Genomic DNA, 20,281 nt, shown 5'->3' on the forward strand with positions numbered 1-20,281 from the left:
GATCAATTGTTCAGCGATATTGCTTGAGTAAGGTTTTCAGACGGGCAATCAGGATAGCCGAGGGTGGTAGTTCGGCTTTGCCGTATTTTGCGGCAGTATATAAATTCAAAAAAGTGTTGACTGTCGTATAGTGATTTTCCGGCAGTAGGTTTTTAAGTCTGAGCAAATAAGCCTGCGGCCCCTCATGCGCCGCCTTTGGCCAACCCCTGGCGGCCAGTTTTTTGCATAACGATACATAGACGTTATCCAGTGGCGACAACTGAGGGCGATAGCGCATTAATGGTAAAGCATACAGCGCCATCATCAGCGCACTGATGGAAAAAAATAACATCGTCATTGTGTACCAGTCTAAATCTCCCAGACCGAGAGAGCGCATAAAATCGAGTTGTTTGGCCTGGTTATAGTTGAGTACCCATTGATTCCAGGAATTGTTGACAGCATCCCACTGCATGCGTAACCCTGTCAGCAACGAGGTATTGCCAAGTGCGCTGCCGAGGGTTCCAATGAAGCCTTTGCGAGAGAGTGAATTGTCCAGATTTAACATCACTCTATTCGGTGCAACGGCCGCAGTCGGGTCCACTCTGATCCATCCTTTCCCCTTCAGCCATACTTCAGTCCAGGCATGAGCATCCGATTGCCTGACTTCCAGATAGCCATCAATCGTATTCATATCGCCACCTTGATACCCCGTGACGACCCTGGCTGGAATATCGATGGCGCGCATTAAGACCACAAATGCGCTTGCATAATGTTCACAAAATCCCTCGCGCGATTTGAAGAGGAAATCATCGACGCTATTGCGCCCCAATAAAGGGGGGTCTAATGTATAAACGAATTTCTCGTTGCGAAAATAATTGAGTACAGCACGGATCACACTTTCATCATCTTGAAAACGCTGTCTCAATTCCGCGGCGAATGCCAGCGTTTGAGGGTTGTAAGCGGCTGGCAACTCGACCTCAGGCAATAAGTCAGCCAGACCAGATTCAGCTTGCCACCGGTAGCGGGGATAGGAGTTAAGCTCATAACGCAGGCGACTGTGAACGGCCTGCGAGGCAGTCAATTCTTTCAGGTGATTGAGACTGCTATTGAATTCCGCCAGACTGGCCGGATTTGCTGGCATATCCAGCGCCATCAGCCAGCGCTGACCGTTCGGCTCCATAATGATTTGCTGGCGAATTGGCTTGTCAGAGAATTCGATATTATTTTTAGCGGATGATACTTCCTTCGTGCTTATCTGGACATCTTCATGCGTCCAGTTCCTGCCGTCAAAATGCGTTAATACGATACCCCGCCAATACAACAAATTTTTAGGCGGCGCCTTGAACGCGGCGAGATCCGGGAATTTCACTCTGAAGGCGATATCCTCAGATAAGGCTAATTTGCTGATATTCCCCGGTGCCATCGAATCCGACAAACCGGTATGTCCGCTTTGGGCGTCACCCGGGAGTTTCCATAATGGGCCTTGTATTCTGGGCACCAGATAGAAAGCGATCAAAGTCAAAGGAATGGCGAGTCCCAAAATGGCGAGCCCCAATTTCAGTCTTTGCCATAAAGACGGGACGATACCCGTATAGTGGAACGACAACTGCGCAGTCAGCAATATCGCCAAAGTACACAGGGACATTGCCGCCGTGCCGATCGTCTGCGCATCAAAAAAATGGGTCAGAAGCAGAAAGTATCCCAGGTAAATCACCACAAACAGGTCGCGTTTGGCATGCATCTCTAAAAGCTTGGAAGCCAGGAGCAGCATGAGCATGGTGACGCCAACTTCTTTACCGAGGAAGGTGCGAAATTGCCAGAACACGCCGCACATCATCAAGCTGGCGATAGGTGCCAATACCCAGGATGGCGGCAGGCGGCGTCCCGTCAGCGTTACCCAGGCGCGCCAGACGAATAAGCCGAGGCAGCTTGCCGACACCCACCATGCGGCATACAGCGTATGCGGCACCAGTACCAGCAAGCAGGCAAGCATCAGGAGCAAGGTATCGGCCTTGTCACGCGCCAGCGGTAGCTTATGCCAACTGGTGTGCACGGAAGCGATCCCTTTTTTGCTCATTGAGTTGTTGATGGATTGACTCATGGCAGCTGCTTGCCGGTGATGTCATGCAATGCCAGCGCGCGCAGACAATCGAGTCGATGCGCTTGTCCGGTTGCGACCGGATAGTCAATGTCGCCTAGCCGAAATCCGTACGGGATAGCGCTGGCATCCGCTTCCAGCACCCAGCTCGTCATTCTGGCGAGTTTTAGTTCCAGCTCCATGAAGCTAGGCAAGCTGGCAAAGTCCAGTATCACATCGCTGGCGGAACCGCCGGAAAACTGTTTCGTGACCAATTGACCGCCGGATTCCGGATCGAGCCTGGCAATTTGCTTCCAGGCCAGATGTTTCATTGCGTCGCCAGTCTGATAGGCGCGTACACCTGAAAAATCCTCATCACCGGCATGACCCTGGCCATCGTTTTTATCTACCCCTTGTTGCGGCAGCGGCGGCGCATTCAGTTCAGGCCGCGGATACACCAAAACCTGCGCGTCAGGCAACCAGGTACTCCAGGCGCGCAATAAACCGAGTGGAAACCAGGTTTGTAAGCGGACCCGCGGAATCGGCATGTAACCGCGGTTTGTGGTTGGTGAACTGAGCGTCACGGTAGTGCGGTTCTGGCTCGCGATATCTACGGCGTGATCCGTCCCGCCTTGATAGGAAAAGCCTATCCAGATTGCATAGCGATCGCGTTTGCGCCGGTTGATCAGGTGCAAAACAAATTGCGCATCCTCACCTGCAAACACAGGCTGCGCGCTGCCTGCCGACAAATGCAGGTAAGCGAGATTTAAGAAAGCAAAATACGCGTTGATCATGCCGCATGCGGTCAGTACAAAGGTTAGAGCAAAGCCCAGGCTCAGATTGTAATTGGTCGAGGCGACGAATAAGACCATCATCAGCAAGACAAACATCCAGCCAGCTTTGCTCGGCAAAGTAAACACCCGGCGCTGCCTGAGCAGCACTTCGCCGCTTTCTGGTTTGTGCTCAAGAAATACCAGTCGCCGGAAGCGCTCGCGCAGTGAGGTCAACAATGAGGTCAACATAGGAGCTAGCATGCTCAGATTAATTGATGGTGATGCGCCAAAGGCAGACCCTTAAACCGCAACGCGCAGCATTAATTGCTGCAACAAATCACTGCTCGCATTGGTTTTTCCATTCACCGATTTGAGTGGGCGCAAACGATGCGCTATTACCGGTATCAATACTGCTTGTATATCTTCCGGGATCACATGATCGCGTCCTTCCAATGCCGCCCAGGCGCGGGCCGCCTGCAATAAGGCAATCGCCGCCCTCGGACTCATGCCGTCCGCAAAAATATCGCCTTGACGCGTTGCATGCGCCAGCGACTGGACGTAGTCGATCAGGGACGGCGAGGTATGAATATGGCGTAATAATTTTTGTGCTTCGACCAGTTCATCCGCGCGCATCACGGCCGGTAAATTTTGCAGCAAAATCCGGCGGTCTTCACCCATCAGCAAAGCGCGCTCTGCGGCTGCATCCGGGTAACCGAGCGACAGGCACATCAGGAAACGGTCAAGCTGCGATTCCGGCAGGGCGAAAGTGCCGACCTGATGCGTGGGATTCTGGGTCGCAATTACAAAGAAAGGTGATGGGAGCGGGCGGGTTTTCCCTTCGACACTGGCCTGACGTTCTTCCATTGCTTCCAATAAGGCCGATTGCGTTTTAGGTGTTGCACGATTGATTTCGTCTGCCAGCAGCACCTGGGTGAAGATCGGGCCGGGATGGAAGATAAACTGGCTCTTTTCACGATCGAACACGGAGATGCCGACGATATCTGCAGGCAGCAGGTCGCTGGTAAATTGCAGGCGATTAAATTGCAGGCCAAGGGAAATCGCCAGTGCATGTGCCAGCGTGGTTTTGCCTACGCCGGGTACGTCCTCTATCAGCAAATGACCGCCTGCCAGCAGGCAAACCAGCGCCTGGCGTATCTGTTGGTCTTTACCAATGATGACTTGATTGACTTGTTTTGCAACGGCGTGAACTTTAGAAAACATGGGATGCCCTGTTGGGTCGGTCGAAGAATGTTAGCAGGCCCTAGTGTAAACCGAATCAAGTCATTCTGTATTGACGCAGCATCATCGCTGGCATGAATAAGCGATGTCATCAATAGCGATTTGCAAAAAGCGCTAAATAGGGTGACACTTGTATGCGGAGATGCACTAATTTACTTAGGAGGCGCGCAATTTACCTGACGCTGAGCTAGCGTTCGCCGGAATATCGCCGCCAATCCTATAACGACAACAAATCAATGACTACTGCGTTCTATACCCACGCCGACTGCAAGCGCCATGAGATGGGTTCATGGCATCCCGAATCCCCCGAGCGCCTGCAAGCCATCGAGGATCAGCTGATTGCGAGTCGTATCGATAGCCTGCTGGAATTTCGTGAAGCACCGGCAGCCGATGAAAAAGACCTGGCCCGGGTGCATACCGACGATGCCATTTACCGGATCCGGGAAAACTGTCCGGCCATCGATTCCGAGCATCCGCATTTCCCGCTCGATGCGGACACCATGCTCAACGCCTACACATGGCGCGCTGCCTTGCGTGCAGCAGGGGCGGCGATTGCCGCGACCGATGCTGTCATTGCCGGTGAATTGGAAAACGCTTTTTGCTCGATCCGCCCGCCCGGGCATCATGCGACGCCGCGTGAGGCCATGGGGTTTTGCATGTTCAACAACGTTGCGGTTGCCGCCAAACATGCGATCGAAGTACATGGGCTCAAACGCGTCGCCATCGTCGATTTTGATGTCCATCACGGCAACGGTACCGAAGAAGCCTTTCGTGACGATCCGCGCGTGCTCATGGTCAGTTTTTTTCAGCATCCTTTTTATCCCTATACCGGCACCGGCCATCCCGCCGTCAATATGATCAATCTGCCGATTCCGGCGCACAGTTATGGTGACGTGGTGCGTCAGGCGATTACTGAACGCTGGCTGCCGGCACTCCATCAGCATCAACCGGAAATGATTTTTATCTCTGCCGGATTTGATGCGCACAAAGAAGATGATATGGGACAGATGGGCTTGGTCGAAGCCGATTACAGCTGGATCACGCGGCAGATCATGGGTATTGCGAAGCAGTATTCGCAAGGCCGGATCGTCAGCTGTCTGGAAGGCGGTTACAACTTGTCGGCACTTGGTCGCAGTGTCGTTGCACATCTCAAGGTATTGGCTGAATTGGATTGAGTTGAGGTCTGGATGTGATTCTCGCGACATTTTGTGGCGAAAGACTTTGCAAGCATCCCCCGGCTTGTGTAGAGTAGGGCGCATTTCTCCCGCAACGAAACCCCTTGAAAGGAAGACGAATGGCAAGACCAGAAAAAGTCCGGTTAGGGGAGATCTTGCTGCAACAAAAGTTGATGTCGGAAGAACAGCTTCAAATAGCACTGGCCGAGCAAAAACGTAGCGGCAGGAAACTCGGTAAAGTTTTTGTAGAAAACGGATTTGTCACAGAAGCGCAAATTTCAGGCGCTCTCGCCAGGCAACTGAATATTCAATATATCAATCTTAAGCAATACAATCTTAGCCCAGGTATCGTTAAACTGCTGCCCGAAATTCAGGCACGCCGCTTCCGTGCGCTGGCACTTGAGCATCAGGGCAATGCCATCCTGATAGGGATGGCGGATCCCACCGATCTGTTCGCTTATGACGAGATCACGCGTATCGTCAAAACGCCTATAGTGCTGGCGGTGATCAACGAAACAGAATTATTGTCGACGATTGACCAGGTATATCGTCGCACCGATGAAATCTCTGGTCTGGCCCGCGAGCTGGAGCAAGAGCTAGGCGATACGCATATCGATTTTGGCATGCTGAGCGCCACGCCTGGCATGGAGGACGCGCCGGTTGTAAAACTATTGCAGTCGGTATTCGATGATGCAACTCAGATACGGGCCTCAGATATTCACATAGAACCACAAGAAAAACGTTTGCAAATACGTTTTCGTATCGACGGTGTTTTACATTTGCAAACCGAAACCGATATCAAGATTGCACCTTCCGTAGCCCTGCGTTTGAAATTGATGTCCGATATGGATATCTCAGAAAAGCGCATACCTCAGGATGGCCGCTTCGTTATCAAAGTCAGACAGCAGCAGATTGACGTCCGTATCTCTACCATGCCGACGCAATATGGCGAATCCGTCGTCATGCGCCTGCTGAATCAAAGTGGCGGCACACTGAATCTCGAACGCATCGGCATGCCCAAACCGATGCTGGCACGCTTTCGCTCGATCATCCAGCGACCGAATGGATTGGTGCTGGTCACCGGGCCCACCGGCAGCGGTAAAACCACCACTTTATACGGCGCCTTGTCTGAGTTAAATACCGAAGGCCGTAAGCTGATTACGGTAGAGGATCCGGTTGAATACCGCCTGCCGGGCATTAATCAGGTGCAGGTTAACGACAAGATTGATTTGAGCTTTGCGCGGGTATTGCGCGCGAGTTTGCGGCAAGATCCTGATGTGTTGCTGGTGGGCGAAATGCGCGATCAGGAAACCGCGCAAATCGGCATGCGGGCAGCGATGACCGGCCACCTGGTGTTATCTACTTTGCATACAAACGATGCAGTCAGTACGCCTATCCGTTTGATGGATATGGGAGTGCCTCGCTTCATGGTGGGCAGTTCTTTGCAGGCAGTGCTGGCGCAAAGGCTGGTCAGGGTAATTTGTGAAAGTTGCAGCCAGCCTGAGTCCCCCAATCCTACCGAGAGACAGTGGCTGAAACAGGAACTTGCCGATAGCGTGGATATTCATACTTTTCAAAAAGGTCGTGGTTGCAGTCACTGCAACGGTACCGGCTATCGGGGCAGGGTTGGCGTTTATGAATTGCTGGAGGTGACGCAAGCGGTGGCCGATGCAGCGAATCACGGCGATCCTGCCAGTTTTATCAAAGTCGGGCAGCAGCAGATGGGGGGGCAGACTCTGAGAAAGCATGCGGTCGAACTGGCAATCACCGGCAAAACCTCGATCGCCGAAGCGATGCGAATAAGCAATCAACTAGAGGAATAGCATGCCGTTTTTTGCCTATAAAGCCAGGAATAGCCGCGGTGAGTTAGTTGAGGGCGTGCTGGAGAGTGCCGACAGCGGTGCGGTGGCGAGTCAATTATTTAATACCGGCGTGACGCCGATACAAATCAGTGTCACGAGTCAGCCTGTCCGAGGCGAACAGACGGGTTGGTGGAGCAAAATCACCGAACCGAAAATACTCTCCATCGATGTCCAGCTTTTTAGTCGCCAGCTATACACGCTGTTGAAATCCGGTGTGCCTATCATGCGAGGTCTGGCCGGTTTGCAGGAATCCGCCATCAACAAGGCCTTCGCCCGGGTGATTCAGGATTTACGCGAGGCGCTGGATGGCGGACGTGAGTTATCCGCGGCCATGCGGCGTCACCCCGGGGTATTTTCATCGTTCTATATTAGTATGGTGCGGGTCGGCGAAATGACCGGGCAGCTTGAAGATATTTTTATCCGCCTATATGCGCATCTGGAGTTTGAAAGAGAAATGTCGGAGCGCGTCAAGTCGGCGCTGCGCTACCCGATGTTCGTCATGATCGCGATGGTGCTTGCGATGATCGTCATCAACATTTTCGTGATACCTGCTTTCGCTAAAGTATTTGCCGGATTTAACGCCGAGCTCCCCTTTATGACCAGGATCTTGCTTGGGGTGTCCAATTTCATGGTGCAGTATTGGGTCATGTTACTGGCGACAGCTATCGTTGCCATATTTGCTTTCAGGATGTTTGTAGCAAGTCCGGGCGGTCGGTATCAATGGGATAAATTTAAATTAAGAATCCCGATTGTCGGCAGAATTATCTTGAAAGGGACCTTGGCCCGCTTTGCACGCAGCTTCGCCTTATCCAGCAAAAGTGGGGTGCCTATTGTGCAAGCCCTTAATGTTGTGGCACAAACGGTCGATAACCATTATATCGCGATGCGTATTGAACAAATGCGCGATGGGGTCGAACGCGGCGAGAGTATTTTGCGAACGGCGGCAGCGGCCGGCGTATTTACGCCCGTGGTCTTGCAGATGATCGCGGTAGGTGAAGAGACTGGCGAGATCGACGACTTGATGGACGAGATTGCCAGCATGTATGAGCATGACGTCGAGTACGAATTGAAAACTTTGTCGGCCAATATCGAGCCAATTCTGATTGTGGGTCTCGGCGTGCTGGTACTGATTCTGGCCTTGGGGATTTTCTTGCCGATCTGGGATTTGGGTAAGGTCGCGCTTAAACGCTAGGACGCGAGATAAGCAAACGGAGTACTCGTTTAATAGCGGATAAGACGGATTTTTACGCAGATATGTTGTAATTTGTATGCTAAGACAACCAGTGCGGCTGTTTAAGCATTTTCAGGTAATAATCTTTTACATTTGTTTGTTACTATTGCGATGGGGTAATGCTAATCTCAATATAAGTGATTGAGAATTTTACTTATTTCTCAAAAATATGGATAGACGAAAGAGTCGGAGCATAAATGAACATCACAAGGTATCAAAGACAGAACGGCTTTACATTGATAGAACTGATCGTCGTCATTACTATCGTCAGCATTCTGGCGGCATTGGCGCTGCCGAGATTCGCTGCGCTGCAAACCGACGCACGCATGGCAAAAATGAATGGCGCTTTGGGCACTATCAAGGCGGCTGCCGTGTTGGCGCACTCGATTCAATTAACGCAACAATTAGGTGCCGGTACTTCGGTGGTGATGGAAGGCTCAACCATAGTCATGGCAAACGGCTATCCGACCAGCGACCTGGCGTCGATTGGACATGCCGCAGGATTTACAACGTCGGCTGGCGTTGCCTTGCCTGATTACGTACCGGTAGCGACATCTGCGACTGTATTTACAGTGACGCCCGATGCGGCACATTCTGCTTGCACTGTGACTTACACGGTACCAGCAGCAGCCGGATCGGCGCCGACCTACAGTAATGCAGGCGTTACCGCAGCAAATTGTTAACCATTGAATCATCGAGACGTGCTGATGCAATGTTCTTGGCAAGTTTTTAAATATATCTAAAGGAGATAAAAATGCATAAGCAACAATCGGGTTTTACCCTTATTGAATTAGTGATGGTGATCGTGATTCTCGGTATTTTAGCTGCGACCGCATTGCCTAAGTTCGTCGATCTCAGAACCGATGCGAACGCCTCTGTCGCGTCAGGATACGGCGGGGCGCTCAGCGCGGCAGCGGGCATCAATTATGCCGGTTGTGCTGCGAAAAATTTTGCGGTGACAGCAAATGTATGCGTCAAAGTGGCGAAGTGTTCTGATGCGGGAGGCTTACTTAATCCTTCAGTTACTTTGATAGTGGGCGCCTTACCAACGCCAACGGTGGCAAAATCACTGTATATCGTTACCGATACTGCGGCAGCGACAAGTGCTCCTGCTACCTGTAATGCGGTATATGGTGATGGCACCAATGCAGGCGTACCATTTTCCTACGCAATTACCGGCACCTGATTTTACGATTCTTATCGCAATCAATGATTGATATACAGGCATGAATTTTTTGAAGTTCATGCCTGCTATCGATTTGACGTTGCGTAGGTTTGAGTCACATTTCGATATCTGGTATGCCATTCGCAGCCTAAACGCGGCGTAAAACCAAATACTGCCCTATTTGACCGATTTTCAGGTATACCGTCCGGTTCATGCAATTCAACTTGGTAAGCGACCTGATTATGCGAGCCAACATATTTCGGACTTCAATGACTGCCGCGGGGTTTACCCTGATCGAGATGATCATGGTACTGCTGTTGGTCGGTATTCTGTCCGTCACGCTTATTCCCCGTTTTACCGATAAGAAAACCTTTGATGCACGTGGTTTTTTTGACCAGAGTCGAAGCATGGTGCGCTATGCGCAAAAAGTGGCGATTGCGCAGCGTAAAGATGTGTTTGTCCGGGTAGATTCGGCTGCAGGAGATATTTGCTTGTTGTATATCTCGACGGTCACTTGCGCGAATGCTGTTCTGGCAGACGCCGTATTAAATCCGGCGGACCAGAAAAAATTTATTCAGTCGGCACCGAGCGGCATCAGCTTTACCGGGTCTGCGCTTTTTTCCTTTAATGCACTGGGTAAGCCGAATTTTGCCAGCACGTTAACTTTAGGGGTAACGGGAGACGGCAGTACCAGAACCATGACAATAGAAAGCGACACCGGTTATGTCCACTAGTGTCCGCGCTGTTATCAGGCAAAAAGGAATCTCGCTGGTCGAGCTGATTATGTTTATCGTGATCGTCGGTTTGGCCATGACCGGTATTTTGTCCGTGATGAATGTGACGAGCAAGGCCAGTGCCGATCCGATGTTGCGCAAACAGGCTATTGCGATAGGCGAATCCCTGTTGGAAGAAATTGAATTGCAGGCATTTACGTTCTGCCTGCCCAGCGATGCTAATGCCAGTTCGGCAACCAGTACTGCTGGCTGTACCGGCGGTGCCGCGAACTCGGAAGACGTACTGCCGGCCAGCGCCAGAGTCAGTAATGCTGCCGGTACGCCTCGCATTGCGAACAATGTCGCGGATTACCATACCCTGGATTTACCCACCACGATTTACGACATAAGCGGTAACGCAGTCGGCACCACCGGCTACACCGCTAAAGTCCTCATCTCACAAGTTGGCGCTGCGGTATTTGGCCTGCCGGCAGCGAATAACAATGACGCCTTGCAGATCGATGTGACGGTCAAGGATCCGGCTGCCAATACCATACTTCTGACCGGTTATCGTTTGCGTTACGCGCCAAGGGCGGTGCCTTGATATGAGAAATCGCCGCCGGCTTAGTCACTCGCTTAATTCCCCGCGCCAGAAAGGTTTTACCTTGGCCGAGGCGATCATCGTCATGACGATTACCGGCATATTGGCGGCGGGGGTCGCCGTGTTTATACAAAAGCCGGTACAGGGTTATTTTGACCTGGCGCGACGCACCGAGTTGAGTGATATTGCCGATACCTCGGTCAGGCGGATTTCACGCGACCTGCATCTGGCCTTGCCGAATAGTGTCCGAACCGTGGCAAGCGATACCAGTTGCCTGGAATTTTTACCGACTAAAACCGGCGGGCGTTATCGTGCCGATGTGCCGGGTAATGTGGTGGATACCGCAGTGGCTACCTCCATTGTCGAGACCATTGGTCCGCTAAGCGCAGCACCGGTTGCGGGCGATCGCCTGGTCATTTACAACCTGGGTATTCCTGGTGCCGATGCGTACAACAGCGACAACTCCGGCGTGGTCGCGTCCAGTGCTGGCAGTGCGACGTCGACCCAGATCACGCTGTCCCCGGCTAAGTTATTTCCTTTTACCTCGCCTGCCAGCCGCTTTCATGTCATTTCCGGCACCGAACAAGCGGTATTTTATGCCTGTAAACTCACAGGCATCGATGCCGCGGGTAATGGTCAAGGCCGCTTATATCGGTTTTCCGGCTATGGAATCAATCCAACGGTCAGTGTCTGCCCCACTGTGACGGCTACTACCCCGGTATTGGCCGAAAATGTAAGTAGCTGCAGTTTTGCCTTTACCTCTGGAGTGACATCGCGCACAGGTCTGGTCTCGATACGGCTGGGCATCACCAAGAGCAATGAAACCGTCACGCTTTATCATGATGTCCATGTCAGCAATGTACCCTAAACCGATATCCCGGCAACCGCATCGCCTGGCCTTGCCCGCGAAGGCGCTCTGCGCGCAGGGTTTTTCTTTGGTAGCCGCCATTTTTTTACTGGTCATCCTGTCTGCCCTGGGCACATTTATGCTCTCATTATCGACCATGGAACAGGCTAATTCGACCCAGGATTTATTCGGCAGCAAAGCCTATCAGGCCGCCAAGGCGGGCATCGAATGGGGTACGTATCAGATCATGTATCCAGAAAATACCAATCCCGCGTCGGGATCATTTACGACTCAGTATGCGTGTCCTGCGACGCCGGCGAACATCACGACTTTGGCCGGCGGTCTGAATAAATTTACCGTCAAAGTACAGTGCCAAAGCACCAGCTTGCCGGAAGGCGGCAATCTGATCACGGTCTATCAGATCACCTCGACGGCGACGTTTGGAACGGCGCCGGCAGTGAATTCGGTAGAGCGACAAATAGCAGCAACTGTGAATACCTGCCGTAAAGTAGCGAATGGTGCGAGTTGTTAAGTTAAGGCTGGGTACATCGATTCTGGTTCGGGCGCTTGCTGACGGCCGTACAGCGAAACGGCGGCTGTATCACAACACATAATGCAACAGGCAGACGCAGTATTCATGCGCCTGTTAGCATGAAAATGGTCTGTAAGACGCATGTATATTGCGCAATCGTATTTGGAAATTGATGTAAATTAAATGCTGTTATTTCAAATGGAAGCAAACAGTATCGCGAATTTGTCATTGCTGATGGCAAAGTGAAATTGAAAGTGGGTCGAAATGAATCGTCAAATCAAGCGGATCTTTTATGGATTCATTCTGTGCGCCATGAGCTTACTGCTGTCGTGTGCCGGAGCGACTACTGCATTGGCGGCAACGATCGAATTTAATAATACCGGCGGCACCAGCGCCAGCAACGGCTTGCATTTTTACATCGAAGACACGACGCATATCCAGGTCAAGCGGCTCAATAACACCGGGCAGGTATACAATCCGACCGCCGTTCCTCCCAGCACCAGTCTGGATAACGGTATTTTTTTGCGGGCGAATGGCAAGGTGTATGGACCTGGGCATAACGTAACTGCATTTACACCGACGGGTGGTATGTTCAACACTTATTCCATTTCAGCAACAACTCCAGCCAATCCATCTTCAATTGGTGTGCAGCAAACTGCGACCGGAAATTTTGGTATTACCTCTGGACCGCAGGTAACTGTGGTGTGGAAGTACACCACGCCCTTGGACTTCATGACGGCCGAAGTGACGCTGGTGATACCGCTCGGATACGCTGTCAGCGTCGCCAATCCTGTTCGCTATTACCACGTGTTCGACACTTATTTAGGCGGTAGCGATAATGGTTGCGGCGTTAAATATGGCGGAGGCGGCGCCTCGCTGGTGGTCGGTACTTATCCACCTCCGGGGACTACCTGTACCTCGAGTACCAGTATCCCCAACGGTGTGAGCATAGTGGAGTCGTTCCGTGAACGCAGCGGGCTGTCGTTCTCGCATTATTGTGCCTCGGGGTGGAGTACTTTTTTTACCGGTAATACCTGTTCAGTCTTACAGAACGCTTCCATGAACGACACGATTGCGACCACCTATCAGGATACCGGGATAGGTATCGAATATGACTTTATCGCGCCGGGCACCTATACCTTCAGTTACGACTTTGTGATTGGCTCACCTGCCGTGCCTCCTTACGATCATCTTGAAATTCAACATAATAGTGCCGGCAGCTTATGTCCAGAGAATGTCACGGTACTCGCTTGCAAGACCGCTGGCGTACCTTGTAATGCGAGCGATTATGTCAATACGGGGACGCTGACCGGCAGCTTGACCGCGACGCCGGCGTCGCCCGCGGTTACTGCAACACCCACTACGTTTACCCTTGGATCGGGCGCTCCCTCTGCAACGGTTGTTTTACAAGCGACCGCACCCGGCGGCGCCTATGTGCTAGGTGTCGGCAGTTTGAGTTCGGTCCCTTTAAATGGCATCAAGTGCTATACCACCGATACCAATTCAAATAGTTGTGCGATTGTTTTCAGCAATACGCCTTGCGTCGCCAATTTTGAATGCATGGAAACAGGTACTCCCATCCAGCTACCCTATAATAATTTGACACTCAATCCGGCAGCCAGGAATCCGCTTTACACCAAACTGGCAGGCAATAATTTTAAATTCGATGTAGTCGCCTTGCTTGCCGATGGCTCGCAGGCGATTAACTATACGGCGACTTCTAATGTCGACGTCGAGCTTTTTGATGATACGGTGCCGCAGGCACAATGCGGTGATTACAGTTCGCCTGTGGCTAGTCAGCCAATTACTTTTGCTGCCAGCGATAAAGGACGCAAGACATTATCGATGCCCTTTAATCTTCCACAATCTTATAAAAAACTGCGCTGCAGGGTAAATGACCAGAATCTGAACCAGAACGTCTATGGTTGCTCGTCGGACGATTTTGCAGTCCGGCCTTCAGCGCCTGTTTTGAATACGACCGCTCTGGCTACGCCACCTTCCGCCACCGATCCGACTGTCATTAAGGCCGGCGTGCCTTTCACTCTCGGCGCTAGCGCCAATCCGGCAACTTATACCGGCAATCTGGTCCTGGATACCTCCAGGCTTACAGCGCAGGATCCAGCCAGTGCCGCACAACAGAATGGTGGTGCAGTCGGCAATCTGTATAACGCCAATACCTCTACCAATCTGGTGATAGGCACCAATGCTGTTGGCGTCAGCAATAACGCGAGCTACTCAGAAGTCGGTTATCTGTATGCCGGCCCGGGCAGTTTTCGTGACGATAGCTTCACCAATGTCGACCTTACACCGGCTAACTGTGCCGCGACCAATACCTGTGACTGCGTGACCTCCACCACAAACAACGCCTATCTGTCGGACGTGATCGATGCGAGCGGTCGCTATGGTTGTTCGATCGGGAATACTTCAACGAAATCGTTTGGACGATTTATTCCCGACCACTTTTCGGTGGTGAAGCCCGCTACTTTTAATGGCTTTTGTGCTGCCGGTGGATTCATTTATATGGATCAGTCCTTTAATCTTGCGGTTACGGTAGAGGCACGCAACTTCAATAATGTGAAAACTGCGAATTATCGGGATTTGTTTGGCAGGGCGGCGATCACTGCGCAGATGTTAGACAACACCAGTCCGGTTGCGCTAAGCCGCTTGGCAGTGCCGGTTCCTTCGCCAGCCTGGGTCACTGGGGCTTATTCTTTTGTCGCGAATAAATTTTCCCGGTTGGCTGCTCCCGATGGACCGTACGATGCGCTGTCTATCGGCCTGGGGGTAACTGATCCGACCGATGCGATCCCCCTCTGGGATCGCGATATGGACGCCACCAATCCTGGCTGCACAGCCGATCCGGCCGGCACCAGCAGCAGTGCCGCCGGCGCTTGCAAAGCCGTCAAAATCGCCAACACCAAAATGCGCTATGGACGCCTGAAATTATCGAATGCATCGGGCACGGAATTATTACCTCTGCCAGTGCCATTGCGTCTCGAATACTGGAATGCGGCATCGGGCTGGAATCTTAACGCCTTGGATAGCTGCAGCAGTATTGCCGCCAGCGATTTTGCTTTTACGTATTTTGCAGCGAGTACCAAAAATCAACTGGCCGCATGCGAGACGGCGATAACAGTATCGGGTGTCCCACCCAATCAGAGTGCTAAATTGAGTGCGCCCGGTAGCGGCAATTTCGGCTGGACCGACTTGACCTTGAATCTGGATAGCATTGCGACCGGGAACCGATGTGTTGCAGTCGGTGCATCGGGGCCCGCTGCGACGACGGCTAATTTACCCTGGCTTAAATACAATTGGCTGGGCAGCGGTGTGGACAATCCAAAGGCAAGGGCAACTTTCGGCATTTACAAGAACGCCAGTGAATTCATCTATTTACGTGAAAATCACTAAGCGACACCGGCAGAACGTCGTTAGTGCGTCATTTTTGCGCATCATTGATTGACACCGGTCCGTTATTAACTTAACTTCAAGCAAAACAATTCTTTGGGTTCTGTGGATGAGATTTTTTGCAAAAAACAAGAAATATGCAGGATGGATGGCAATCAGTCTGGAACACGATTGTGTGCGTGTCGTCTACGTGACACGACATTCCGGCGGCAAGCCGGTAGTGGAAATACTGGTCTCAATTCCTCATGCAATCAATCAGACCGAGACGCTCAAAAATCTAAAGAAACAAGTGAACGCGCAAAACTATCAATGCAGCCTGTTGCTGTCACATGGCGAATTCCAATTATTTTCTGTCGAGTCGCCGAATGTCCCGCCGGATGAGCTGAAAAGCGCCATGCGCTGGCGTCTGAAAGATATGCTGGATTATCACATTGACGATGCCACCATCGACGTCCTCGATGTACCTGCCGACAAGGCAATGCAAGGGCGGGCACATTCGCTCTATGCCGTTGCCGCCCGCAATCAGTTGATTGCAGAACGTCAGGCGGTATTCGCGGCGGCAGGCATCGCACTGAAAGTCATCGATATTCCGGACCTCGCGCAACGTAATGTGTCCGTACTGCTGGAGCCGGAGAGCCGTGGTCTCGCCTTATTGTCGTTTGATCATAGCGGAGGTTTGTTGACCGTCAGTTATGCGGGCGAGTTGTATTTGTCACGCAGAATTGATGTCAGCCTGCAGCAATTACAGACCAAAGACAGTGAAGCCAGGAGTGCAGTCTACGAGCGTGTTGCGCTTGAGCTGCAGCGCTCACTCGATAATTTCGACCGGCAACACACCTTTATCACCACGTCCAAGTTAGTGCTGGCACCCTTGGATGAGGCTGTGTCCAGAGATTTGCAGGCGTATCTCGCCGCCAATATTTATATGGCGGTAGAAACACTTGATCTCGCCGATATTCTTGATATCTCCAAAATACCGGCATTAGCGCAACAAGAGAATCAGCAAGCTTTTTTTCTGGCGATCGGTGCGGCATTACGTCATGAAAAGACGGTGTTATGAGTCAGCAGATCAATCTTTTTAATCCTCAGTTCCTGAAGCAAAACATGGTGTTTTCGGCAGTGACGATGCTGCAGGTTGCGGGATTGTTAATTGGCGGAGTGATGCTGTTGATGTCGTATCTATTATGGCAAACCGCCAATTTAAGTAAGAACGCAGACCAGGTCGACGCACAATTGCGCGATGCAGAAGCGCAGATCGGCAAATTGAGGGCAGAACTCGTACAGCCGCAAAAAAACAGGCAGTTAGAAAGCGTGATCCTGAAGGCGGAAACAGAGCTTAACAATAAGCAGAAAATTCTTACGCTGCTGCAGAAAAGCGATTTTGGGAACACCAGCGGTTATTCGAATTATCTGCTGGCTTTTGCACGCCAGATCCCGACCGGAGTCTGGCTCACCGGATTGAGTATCGATGGCGCCGGTAGCGAGATCGGATTGCAGGGGCGCGCGCTCAAGCCGGAATTGCTTCCTGTCTATGTGAACCGGCTCAGGCAAGAAAATAGTTTGCAGGGAAAAAGTTTTTCCTCGCTGCAGATGCAAATGCCTGCCAATGAGACTGGCAAGCAGGAGAGCGTTACAACGACTGCGCTGCTGATAGAAAACATAGCAAAAACGGCAAAAACGCAGACCTCGTATATCGAATTCTCATTACGCTCTACCGGCGCGGTGGATGGGGCAGAAGCATCGGGAGCCAAATCGAAATGAAGCAATTGCAGCAACAATGGTCTAGCTGGGCAGGCAAAATCGATAAACTGAGTTTGCGCGAGCGCGGCATTATATTGCTTGTCTTGATGTTGATGATCGTACTTGGCGCAAATACTTTTTTTATTGATCCGCAATTCTTAAAACAAAAAGCGCTGGCGGAAAAAATCAAGCAAGAGCAAGCACAGATTCTTGCCATCCAGTCCGAGATCGTTCAAAAAATCAATATCGGAAAAATTGATCCGGACGCAGAGAATAAACAAAAATTACAAGCTGTGCAGCAGCAATTGGCGCAGATCGAAAAGCGTATGCAGCTATTGCAAAAAGGCTTGATCGCACCGGAAAAAATGACTTCGCTGTTAGAGAATATCTTGAAGCGCAATCAAAAATTGCAGCTCGTATCCTTAAAAACCTTGCCGGTATCCAGCATCACTGATGGGATGGATGCGAACCTGAGACCGGCCCTGAATGGGACGGGCAATGTTGCTGCGAATGGTAGTGGGAATGTGCCTGCTAACGCGACAGCGACGGCGGCGATGACGCCGCCGAGTACCGATCTTGAGAGCGGAGCGATATACAAGCACGGATTTGAAATTGTAGTCCAGGGTAATTATCTGGATATGCTGTCGTATATGCGTGAACTGGAGGAAATGCCGGAGCAGGTGTATTGGAGCAAGACCAGGATCCACGTCGATCATTATCCGACTGCCAGCATGACGCTGACCTTATTCACTTTGAGTCTGGAGAAAAAATGGCTCAATTTATGACGCAGGCAAGGTGTGTTAACAGATCTTTAGCAAAGAGCTGGTTGGCTTTGACGTTGCTGGCTTTTCCTATCCTGGCCAGTGCGCAACCTATTCCTGATCCTACCCGTCCGCCGGACATCTTATTGTTACCATCGAGTCCCAATAATGAGATCGCTGCCGGACCGGTATTGCAAACCGTGCTGATTGCACCGCATCGCCGGCTCGCGATCATCAACGGTAAAACACTCGGTCTAAACGAAAAATTCGAGGATCAGACTGTGGTCAAGATAACGGATACAGAAGTGATTTTGCGCAGAGGCAAAGAGCTGCAGATACTGAAATTATTTCCTGATTTTGAAAAAAAACCCCAACGCGCTTCCGGTAATATTTCTACCAACGCAAAAAAATGATACGGCGTGACCTTAAAGGCATACAAGCATGAACAAAACCATACCGTCACTTTTACTTACGGGCTTACCGGCACTCGTGTTGGGATTGGCGGGTTGCGCCGCGCCTGCATCCCGGCAAGAGACGTATGACTTGATACGGGAAGAAATGCGTAAGGCAGCGACTGTACCAGTCAAGCCGGCAGCGCCGGAAGCAGTGTCCTTATCGCTGCTGCCGGAACTGAAAGTCGATTTGCCTCCCGTCGGGAAGTCGACGGAAGAACGCTTTAATCTGAATTTCATCAACGCTCCGGCTAACCAGTTTTTTATGGGCATCGTCTCTGGGACGCGCTACAACATGCTGGTACATCCCGATGTCACCGGCACCATTTCTGCGAACCTGAAAGATGTCAGTTTGATGGAGGCGCTGGATGCGATCAGGGAATTATACGGTTATGAATATAAGGTCGAAGGGACACGGATTTATATCAAGCCCTTGACCTTGCAGACCAGGATTTTTCAGATCAGTTATCTGGCATCGAGTCGCAAAGGCACATCGGATATCCGTGTCATCTCCGGCTCGGTATCCGATTCGGTACAAACTGGGAATAGTGCGGGTGGTACCGGTAATAACCAGAATAATCAGAACAACCAGAGTAATAACTCTCAGTCGATTAATTCCAGCAAAATCACGACCACTTCTAACAGCGATTTTTGGACAGAATTAAAACTATCGCTGGACACGATCGTCGGTGCCGGCAAAGAAGGGCGTCAGGTGGTGATCAGTCCGCAATCCGGTGTGGTCGTGATTCGCGCGATGTCGGACGAGATGCGTAATGTCAGCGCGTATCTGAAAGCGACGCAACTCTCGGTAGATCGCCAGGTCATCCTGGAGGCAAAGATACTGGAAGTCGAACTGAATGACCGCTTCCAGTCGGGCATTAACTGGGCCTCATTCGCGTCTTTGAATGCAGTCCCTAATAACCGCGCTTCTTTGGGGTTTGTGTCGCCCGGAACTAGCCTTAGTACCACCGCAATCTCCGCGAAAGATACGGGCATCACTGCGACTGCCGGCTCGGCGCTGGGCGCAGTCAGTACTGCCGTCGGTTCCTTGTTTGGACTGGCTTTCCAGACCAGCAATTTTGCAGCCTTGCTGTCCTTTTTAGAATCGCAAGGCAATGTGCATGTCTTGTCCAGCCCGCGTATCGCGACATTGAACAATCAAAAAGCCGTGCTCAAAGTCGGGAAAGACGAATTTTTTGTCACCAAAGTGACGACCACACCAGGGAGCAATACGACCACCGGTTCTACTACACCGACCTCGAGCGTAGAAGTGCAGCCATTCTTCTCCGGCGTGGCGCTGGATGTGACGCCGCAGATTGATGAGAGCGGCAATATTACTCTGCATGTACATCCCTCGGTCAGCAATGTCACGACGGTAGAAAAAACCTTAAATCTCGGTACCTCGGGGACGCTGACGCTGCCTTTGGCGTCGAGCGCGGTGTCGGAGACGGACAGCGTAGTGCGCGGGCAGGATGGCCGGATAGTCGCCATCGGCGGTTTGATGCGCCAGGCCAGCACCAATGACCGCTCGCAGATTCCGGGGGCAGGTGACGCGCCTCTGGTCGGCGCCTTGTTCCGCAATACGAATCAGGTGGTGCAAAAACGCGAACTGGTGATCTTGATCAAGCCTACTATAGTGCAGGGCGACGGCGCCTGGGAACAAGACATACTGGAGAGTCAGAATCGCATCCAGAGCCTGGCGCCACATAGGCAGATAGAAAAAAGATAG

The 20,281-nt window shown here is 51.5% G+C and carries 18 protein-coding genes; 15 read left to right on the forward strand and 3 right to left on the reverse strand.

Annotation, left to right across the window (positions count from 1 at the left end):
• Nucleotides 1–10: 10 nt before the first annotated feature.
• The 3 genes from LPB67_RS02705 to LPB67_RS02715 are packed head-to-tail and all read right to left on the reverse strand — an operon-like array spanning nucleotide 11 to nucleotide 4,050.
• On the reverse strand, nucleotides 11–2,080 hold the full coding sequence (locus LPB67_RS02705) for a DUF3488 and DUF4129 domain-containing transglutaminase family protein (protein WP_262835524.1): 2,070 nt from the start codon (nucleotides 2,078–2,080) through the stop codon (nucleotides 11–13).
• Nucleotides 2,077–3,090: a DUF58 domain-containing protein gene (locus LPB67_RS02710; RefSeq protein WP_262835525.1), complete on the reverse strand. Its 1,014-nt coding sequence runs from the start codon at nucleotides 3,088–3,090 to the stop codon at nucleotides 2,077–2,079. Before LPB67_RS02710 ends, LPB67_RS02705 begins: the two co-directional genes overlap by 4 nt.
• A gap of 39 nt (nucleotides 3,091–3,129) precedes the next feature.
• Entirely contained in the window at nucleotides 3,130–4,050 is a 921-nt protein-coding gene (locus LPB67_RS02715) for an AAA family ATPase (RefSeq protein WP_262835526.1), read from the reverse strand.
• A gap of 254 nt (nucleotides 4,051–4,304) precedes the next feature.
• Here LPB67_RS02715 and LPB67_RS02720 point away from each other — a divergent pair, with 254 nt between their 5' ends.
• The 15 genes from LPB67_RS02720 to mshL all read left to right on the forward strand — a co-directional run bounded on the left by LPB67_RS02720 (nucleotide 4,305) and on the right by mshL (nucleotide 20,281).
• A complete protein-coding gene (locus tag LPB67_RS02720) occupies nucleotides 4,305–5,243 on the forward strand; it encodes a histone deacetylase family protein (protein ID WP_262835527.1) in 939 nt (312 codons plus the stop codon).
• A gap of 119 nt (nucleotides 5,244–5,362) precedes the next feature.
• Nucleotides 5,363–7,066, forward strand: a complete 1,704-nt coding sequence (locus tag LPB67_RS02725; RefSeq protein ID WP_262835528.1) for a GspE/PulE family protein — start codon at nucleotides 5,363–5,365, stop codon at nucleotides 7,064–7,066.
• Nucleotide 7,067: 1 nt separating this feature from the next.
• On the forward strand, nucleotides 7,068–8,297 hold the full coding sequence (locus LPB67_RS02730; protein ID WP_262835529.1) for a type II secretion system F family protein: 1,230 nt from the start codon (nucleotides 7,068–7,070) through the stop codon (nucleotides 8,295–8,297).
• A 236-nt stretch (nucleotides 8,298–8,533) separates the two neighbouring features.
• Complete coding sequence (locus LPB67_RS02735; RefSeq protein WP_262835530.1) at nucleotides 8,534–9,019, forward strand: type II secretion system protein; 486 nt, start codon at nucleotides 8,534–8,536, stop codon at nucleotides 9,017–9,019.
• A 71-nt stretch (nucleotides 9,020–9,090) separates the two neighbouring features.
• Nucleotides 9,091–9,522, forward strand: coding sequence for a type II secretion system protein (locus LPB67_RS19090; RefSeq protein WP_316685064.1), 432 nt, complete (start codon nucleotides 9,091–9,093; stop codon nucleotides 9,520–9,522).
• A gap of 248 nt (nucleotides 9,523–9,770) precedes the next feature.
• Nucleotides 9,771–10,235: a type II secretion system protein gene (locus LPB67_RS02745; protein WP_262835531.1), complete on the forward strand. Its 465-nt coding sequence runs from the start codon at nucleotides 9,771–9,773 to the stop codon at nucleotides 10,233–10,235.
• Nucleotides 10,225–10,818, forward strand: a complete 594-nt coding sequence (locus LPB67_RS02750) for a type II secretion system protein (RefSeq protein WP_262835532.1) — start codon at nucleotides 10,225–10,227, stop codon at nucleotides 10,816–10,818. Before LPB67_RS02745 ends, LPB67_RS02750 begins: the two co-directional genes overlap by 11 nt.
• A gap of 1 nt (nucleotide 10,819) precedes the next feature.
• On the forward strand, nucleotides 10,820–11,683 hold the full coding sequence (locus tag LPB67_RS02755) for a type II secretion system protein (RefSeq protein ID WP_262835533.1): 864 nt from the start codon (nucleotides 10,820–10,822) through the stop codon (nucleotides 11,681–11,683).
• Nucleotides 11,664–12,194: a hypothetical protein gene (locus tag LPB67_RS02760; RefSeq protein WP_262835534.1), complete on the forward strand. Its 531-nt coding sequence runs from the start codon at nucleotides 11,664–11,666 to the stop codon at nucleotides 12,192–12,194. Before LPB67_RS02755 ends, LPB67_RS02760 begins: the two co-directional genes overlap by 20 nt.
• A 264-nt stretch (nucleotides 12,195–12,458) precedes the next feature.
• Nucleotides 12,459–15,602 (forward strand): DUF6701 domain-containing protein, encoded by a 3,144-nt coding sequence (locus LPB67_RS02765; RefSeq protein ID WP_262835535.1) that lies wholly within the window; start codon nucleotides 12,459–12,461, stop codon nucleotides 15,600–15,602.
• Nucleotides 15,603–15,747: 145 nt separating this feature from the next.
• On the forward strand, nucleotides 15,748–16,659 hold the full coding sequence (locus LPB67_RS02770; protein WP_262835536.1) for an agglutinin biogenesis protein MshI: 912 nt from the start codon (nucleotides 15,748–15,750) through the stop codon (nucleotides 16,657–16,659).
• Entirely contained in the window at nucleotides 16,656–17,360 is a 705-nt protein-coding gene (locus LPB67_RS02775) for a PilN domain-containing protein (RefSeq protein WP_262835537.1), read from the forward strand. Before LPB67_RS02770 ends, LPB67_RS02775 begins: the two co-directional genes overlap by 4 nt.
• Nucleotides 17,357–18,124, forward strand: coding sequence for an MSHA biogenesis protein MshJ (locus tag LPB67_RS02780; protein WP_262835538.1), 768 nt, complete (start codon nucleotides 17,357–17,359; stop codon nucleotides 18,122–18,124). Before LPB67_RS02775 ends, LPB67_RS02780 begins: the two co-directional genes overlap by 4 nt.
• Nucleotides 18,109–18,513: an MSHA biogenesis protein MshK gene (locus tag LPB67_RS02785; RefSeq protein ID WP_262835539.1), complete on the forward strand. Its 405-nt coding sequence runs from the start codon at nucleotides 18,109–18,111 to the stop codon at nucleotides 18,511–18,513. The genes LPB67_RS02780 and LPB67_RS02785 overlap by 16 nt, the downstream gene beginning before the upstream one ends.
• A gap of 28 nt (nucleotides 18,514–18,541) precedes the next feature.
• Nucleotides 18,542–20,281, forward strand: a complete 1,740-nt coding sequence (gene mshL, locus LPB67_RS02790; protein WP_262835540.1) for a pilus (MSHA type) biogenesis protein MshL — start codon at nucleotides 18,542–18,544, stop codon at nucleotides 20,279–20,281.

Origin of the sequence: Undibacterium sp. Jales W-56 (genome assembly GCF_025548535.1) — a bacterium.
In the GTDB taxonomy this organism is placed as follows: Bacteria; Pseudomonadota; Gammaproteobacteria; order Burkholderiales; family Burkholderiaceae_D; genus Undibacterium.